At 37.2% G+C, this 6,059-nt stretch carries 6 protein-coding genes; 3 read left to right on the top strand and 3 right to left on the bottom strand.

Annotated elements, in window-relative coordinates; translation table 11 throughout:
* The first annotated feature begins 16 nt into the window (after positions 1-16).
* The 3 genes from I6E72_RS14140 to bfr (I6E72_RS14150) all read left to right on the top strand — a co-directional run bounded on the left by I6E72_RS14140 (position 17) and on the right by bfr (I6E72_RS14150) (position 3,357).
* Complete coding sequence (locus I6E72_RS14140; RefSeq protein ID WP_197112765.1) at positions 17-2,152, top strand: TonB-dependent receptor; 2,136 nt, start codon at positions 17-19, stop codon at positions 2,150-2,152.
* 257 nt (positions 2,153-2,409) lie between these two features.
* Complete coding sequence (gene bfr, locus I6E72_RS14145; RefSeq protein ID WP_002958985.1) at positions 2,410-2,880, top strand: bacterioferritin; 471 nt, start codon at positions 2,410-2,412, stop codon at positions 2,878-2,880.
* Between the two features lie 12 nt (positions 2,881-2,892).
* Entirely contained in the window at positions 2,893-3,357 is a 465-nt protein-coding gene (gene bfr / locus I6E72_RS14150) for a bacterioferritin (RefSeq protein ID WP_024593101.1), read from the top strand.
* 65 nt (positions 3,358-3,422) lie between these two features.
* On the opposite strand, the gene I6E72_RS14155 is transcribed toward bfr (I6E72_RS14150), so the two are convergent.
* From I6E72_RS14155 to I6E72_RS14165, 3 genes are all read right to left on the bottom strand, one after another.
* On the bottom strand, positions 3,423-3,617 hold the full coding sequence (locus tag I6E72_RS14155) for a (2Fe-2S)-binding protein (protein WP_002960627.1): 195 nt from the start codon (positions 3,615-3,617) through the stop codon (positions 3,423-3,425).
* A gap of 358 nt (positions 3,618-3,975) precedes the next feature.
* Positions 3,976-5,337 carry a S41 family peptidase gene (locus I6E72_RS14160; protein WP_197112767.1) on the bottom strand — a complete coding sequence of 454 codons (1,362 nt, stop codon included), beginning with the start codon at positions 5,335-5,337 and terminating at the stop codon, positions 3,976-3,978.
* Positions 5,338-5,494: 157 nt separating this feature from the next.
* A complete protein-coding gene (locus I6E72_RS14165) occupies positions 5,495-5,875 on the bottom strand; it encodes a VOC family protein (protein ID WP_197112769.1) in 381 nt (126 codons plus the stop codon).
* Positions 5,876-6,059: the final 184 nt, after the last annotated feature.

The following is a 6,059-nucleotide window of genomic DNA, read 5'->3' on the forward strand; positions in this document are numbered from 1 at the left end:
CAACTAAGACCCTCCCATGTTAAAAACTTCGCTTTGCCTTATTGCTGTTGCAATAAGTGCTAACACGTTAGCAAATGAAAATAATAAAAATGAATACACTTCTGATCAGTTAGAGCATGTGATTGTATCTGGCAGCCGAATATCAGAAAGCATTGACGAAGTACCAGCCTCAATTACCGTTATTAATCAGCAACAAATACAGCAGCATTTAAAAGTAAGCTCAGAGCTGGGGAGTTTACTCGCGCAAATGGTTCCAGGCCTTGCACCTAACACTGGCAGCTCAAGTAATTCAGGACAAACACTGCGTGGTCGCGCGCCATTAATAATGATTGATGGCGTACCGCAATCAACCCCTCTTCGTAATGGTTCATTAGGTGTAAAAACGTTAGACGCAAGCGCAATAGCGCGCATTGAAGTCATAAAAGGAGCAACCTCTATTTATGGTAATGGTGCCTCAGGTGGCATTATTAACTACATAACAAAACAAGCGCGTAGTGATGGTAAACCGGAAGGCGAAATAAGTATTTCAAGTCGCTTTAGCGCTGTTAAGTTAGCAGAAAGTGGCGGCGGTAGAATATCAGCAGCAGTGAACGGTAAACTTGATAAACTAAGCTATCTACTAACAGCAAGCTATGAAGAAAACGGCGTACAACGCGATGCACAGGGCGATATTTTAGGCTTGCAATATGGTTTATCTGATTCTGAAACTCAAAACTACTTTACAAAGTTAAGTTACGATTTTGACGACGAAAAACAACTTCAGTTTAGCTACAACTTTTACAGCTCACAACAAAAAACAGACTTAGGCGATGTGACTGGCGATGGCAATATAGGGGAAAAAACATACGCTATACACGTCCCCTTAGAGCTTCAAAAACAAGGTAAACCGCAAGGCCCTGAAGGCAACGAGAATATAACCCTAAAATATGTTGATTACGCGCTGCTTGAAAACACACAAATGACCCTCGATCTATATAAACAAAATATAGAAAACGTGTTCTTTTTCTCAACCGCTTTAGCCAATCTTGATGAAGGTTACAGCGGTGGTCAATCGGTTATTAAATCAGATAAACAAGGTGCACGAGCCACGTTTAATAGCCAGTTTGATTTTGAAAATGTAACAGCCACCCTAATCTACGGCATTGATGCCTTAAACGATAAAACATCGCAACCTTTAGTAGATGGCCGAGTGTGGGTGCCAGAAATGGACATGGAAAGTGTGGCAGGCTTTTTACAAACAAAATGGGTAATAAACGACGACATTATTGTAAAAGCGGGTGTAAGAAACGAAAGCATTGATTTGAGCGTAAGTGACTACCAAACGCTAAAACTTTGCAAAACCGCATCGCAATGTTCAGTACCATTAAATGTGCGTGGCGACACCATTAATTACGATGCAACAACTTATAACGCCGGTATTAAATATAACTTAACAGATGCCTTTAGCCCGTTCTTTAGTTACTCACAGGGCTCTGATATTTCTGATATTGGTCGCTTACTTCGCGCTGCAACCTTTGACGACATTGCACTTATTCAAACACAAGCCTCAATAATCGACAATTACGAAGTTGGTTTTACCTCACAGTTTGAAAACGTACGTTTTGAATTTGCACTTTACAGAAGTACCTCAGAGCTTGGTACTAGTAATGAGTATAATGAAGTAACGGGTGTTTACGAACCTGTGCGTGCACCACAAGAAATATGGGGTTACGAAGGGTTAGTTAATTACACTATTACCCAAGACCTTAAGTTAAGCGCCACATATAGTTACGTAGAAGGTAAAAACACCGAAGCTGATGACTATCTAGGCGCAAGCCAAATTAGCCCACCTAAAGCAACAGCGAATGTAACGTGGCAAACAAATGACGAGCTATCGCTTGCAATGAGCTTTTTATATGTAGGCGACAGAAAGCGCTTTGATAAAAATGCACAGGGCCAATACTCTGGCGATCAGGGCCCTGTTAGTAGCTACAACACATTCAACTTAAGTGGCCAATACAATGTTAACGCCAAGTGGAGTGGCTATTTTGGAATAGAAAACCTTTTCAATAGTGATTACTACCCTGCCCGCGCACAGGCTTACACCTACGGTGGATATAACATTAAAGGATTAGGCACAACCGCAACGCTGGGTGCTAAATATCAATTTTAACAAATAAGCGCACGTTATAGGCATGCCCTGCATGCCTATATGCTCAACAAATCCCACATAAATAAACGTCTCAATTTTTATTTAGGGCGTCTATTAGATGCTAATGCAAATAAAAAACTGTCCATAAACCAAGCAGTAACGCAAACTTAAATAAGAATCAAAACCAATAGTAACGCAATGATTTTTATAGAGAAAACTTGCAATATAGGCTATTTATACTACACTGCATACAATTGAAATAGTTAAGGCGATTTATCATGAAAGGTAATCAAAAAGTAATCGATGCGTTTAATACATTGTTAGCTAACGAATTAGCAGCAATCGACCAGTATTTTATACACTCGCGCATGTATGACGACTGGGGTTTAAACAAACTATACGAGCGCCTTAACCACGAAATGGAAGAAGAAAAAGATCACGCAGACTGGCTTATTAAGCGCATCTTGTTTTTAGAAGGTGTACCAAATATGACTAAACGCCGTGATTTACTTATCGGTAACGACGTAAAAAGCATGATGCAAAACGATTTAACACTAGAACTTGAAGTAGTTGCGTGTGTTAAAGACGTCATCGCAATATGTGAAGAACAACAAGATTATCAGTCTCGTAGCATTTTAGAAAAACTGTTATTTGATACCGAAGAAGACCATGTTTACTGGTTAGAGCAACAACTTGGCTTAATTGATAAGATTGGTTCTGAAAATTATCATCAAGCACAAATGGCTTAGTAGGAGCATATTATGAAAGGCGATAAAGACGTTATTGCAGCGCTTAATAAAGTACTCGCTAATGAGCTTGTTGGTATTAACCAATACTTTTTACATGCACGTATGTTTAAAGATTTTGGCTTCACTCAACTAGACAAAGCAGATTACAAAGTATCTATTCAAAAGATGAAAAACGCCGATCGTTTAATCGAACGTATTTTGTTTTTAGAAGGTTTACCTAATCTTCAAGACCTAGGCCGACTGCGTATTGGTGAAAACAGCGAAGAAATGATTGCAGCTAACATGAGTTTTGAACTTGATACTATTGGTGAGTTACAAAGCGCAGTTAAACTGGCTGAAAGCAAAAAAGATTATATTACCCGTGAAGCCCTTGACCACATTTTAAATGAGCAAGAAGAGCAAATTGATTGGTTAGAAACCCAACAATTACTTATTAAAAATACGGGCATTAAAAACTACTTGCAGTCTCAACTGTAAATAGTAACAAGCATAAAAAAAGCAGCTAAAAAGCTGCTTTTTTTATATCTAAATTTTATATGTAATTAAGCAACTTGATCCGTCACATCTGCAATCTGAATAAGTCTGCGATTAAGGATCTTTTTAGTACAACCACAACACTTACCGCATTGGCTGCCTACTTTAAGCTCTTTAGTTAATTCACGCATGGTTGTTGCACCATCGTCAATTGTTTGCTCAATTTTTTTATCAGTCACACCGTGACATAGACAAATATACATGAATACAAACCACTCTCAATTTCATTTAGTAGGTGCATACTAATCTAAACGAAAATGGTTATCAATTGTTATTTGAAAAAATGTGTATTATTTGGCTTTTTTTTGGCCATCGCCACTTAAATCGAGATTTTTCAGCCGCTGAAAAAGCCTAAATTGAAATAAAGTATAGTACATAAATCGAGCTTTGTTAATTAAAGCCCACCTTAAATCTAAGTAAGAATAGGTTTAGGTAAATATTTGAATGGTTGAAAATTCATTACATTAAGGTTTTAAAAACCTTAATGTGTATTTATGGGGGGGATTTCCGGTTTGTGCCAACAGCGGACATTAGTGACGCCTCGTTATACGCTGAAAGCACCTATCTAAAAGCTTTAATTGCCTCATTAAGCTGCACATCTTTTCCGCTTTCAATATTGTTCACATTAAGAAATACAAATTCATGATCTACAGGCAATCCAATGTTTTCATAATTTTCCCCATGAGAATTGAGATACCTTTCATTTGATAATGTGATCCCCCAACCATTAGGCAAAGCTTTTGTTAACGTATCGCTAAAAGCTCCGTAGCTTCTTTCACCAATAAAAGTAACATTGCCCCTTGCTTGTAAACCTAAAAGAAATACTTCAGCCGCACTAGGTGTTTTTTGACTAGTTAGAACAACAATGCTTCCTGTGTAATTATTAATTTTTGATGGAGCGACAACAATTTTTTGAAGTTCACTGTAACCTGTCGATGTTTTAAACTGTTTACCCCCCAAGGCTAATTCTGAATCTATTAAGTAAGATAAAATAGAAAATGCCACTAAGTCACTTCCACCCATACTAAAACGTAAGTCAATAATTAAACCATTGCTTTGTTTGATGATAGGCGTAAATATATCCATAACCTCTTTTGTTGCTTTTACGTCATTATTTGAGAAATCATCAAAGTTACTTATTTTTAAATAGGCAATATTTTGAGGCGTTTTTGCTAAGGTAAAATTATCGTGATATTGAAGAGTGGAATAGTTTTTATCAATGTAATTCTTAATGTTTCCCTGAGACTTTTCCATTAATGCGGTATGTAATTCCCAGTAAGTTGAGTATTCAGGGTAATTTACTGAGTGCGCTTTTAATTCACCCCAAAATGACCACTTTCTTGGTGAGTAATGTGAAAGCCTATCAAGTTCTTGATTGAGTAATATGGCATGACCGTCGCGTAATTCTTTAAGAAAGTCATCAATGATACTAAATAGCTCATCTTGCGTAGTTTTTGAGGTTATTCTTTTTTGCCAAAGTTTTCTCTGCTCAACCCAATTAATATCTTTATCTTTTGAAAATGCATAGTGCTCTTCAAAATTATTCATTAGAACGTCAAGAACAATACTGGCATTAAATTCATAGTTTTTGTCTTTAATACTAACAATTTTTTCGGATTGACATTGAGCGGGTAAACTATCTAATTTCGTTAGCTTTAACGGAAACAAACCACCAAAGTTAAGTAAGCGAGTATCTTTATTCACTTTTTTTGTTTCTTCAATGAACGAGATTTGTTCAAACTCATCGGTGATAAAGTGGTTTTCCAAACAATGCTTAGTTGTTAAATCAAAGGCTGTTGTTTTATTGTCCACAGTATGAAAAACGTAACCATAACCTTGGGTTTTCCAGGTTGTCTCAGCGGAGTTCGCAGAATTAATGGTACAAAGTACAGTGAGTAGAAATAACAAAATCCCTTTATTCAAAGTTTACTCCTAATAGTGAATCACAACCGAACTAGACTAAGCGTAGAATGCTGTCTTAAGCGGCAAATTGCTGTTGGCTAAAAGAACTGAGGTCCACCATTTTTAAAATTTGTAATTAATAGCTGATTTTACTGGTCGTCCACCTTAGGGCGTGTTGTTAGGTGCGCATTTCGACACGCCAAGGTGGATTAAGGCGGTTTTCACCTGCCCAATAAAGTTTAATTTTATTACCAGACAGATCATATAAAACAGCTTCTCGCCACAAATAACTCTGATCCGTTGGCTCTTGATCGAAATTAAGACCTTTAGACTTTAATTGAGCAACCCAACTATCTAACTCTTCGTGTTCGAAATAGATAACAGTACAACTCTTAAAGTCAGAGCTTTCTAAAGATAATGAAAAAGTTGAATTTCCTTCAGGACATTCAAAACGTGCATAATGAGGAGTATCGACTATTTGAGTAAAACCTAGAGCACGATAAAACTCTGTAGCTTTATCCATGTTATTTACGGGTAACGTAACTTGATTTAAATTCACAGGACCTCCTTGTGTACCTAGTGTCCCAGCGAGTGAAGCGAGAGCATTGAGTGAAGCGAGAGCATTGAGTGGTTTTGTTATATTTCATGGTATAAAACTTCCCTGAAGACATATATGGACGCTCCCTTGAAGTCAAGACGAGCTAATGTCTAAACATCAAAATTGATGCCTTTATTTAATTGTC

Source organism: Pseudoalteromonas sp. NSLLW24 (assembly GCF_015864725.1).
Classification (GTDB): Bacteria; Pseudomonadota; Gammaproteobacteria; order Enterobacterales; family Alteromonadaceae; genus Pseudoalteromonas; species Pseudoalteromonas arctica.

Bases quoted from the DNA above. Each gene is read 5' to 3' on its own strand.
- I6E72_RS14140 (WP_197112765.1), top strand. From the start codon at position 17: ATGTTAAAAACTTCGCTTTGCCTTATTGCTGTTGCAATAAGTGCTAAC.
- bfr (WP_002958985.1), top strand. From the start codon at position 2,410: ATGAAAGGTAATCAAAAAGTAATCGATGCGTTTAATACATTGTTAGCT.
- bfr (WP_024593101.1), top strand. From the start codon at position 2,893: ATGAAAGGCGATAAAGACGTTATTGCAGCGCTTAATAAAGTACTCGCT.
- I6E72_RS14155 (WP_002960627.1), bottom strand. From the start codon at position 3,617: ATGTATATTTGTCTATGTCACGGTGTGACTGATAAAAAAATTGAGCAA.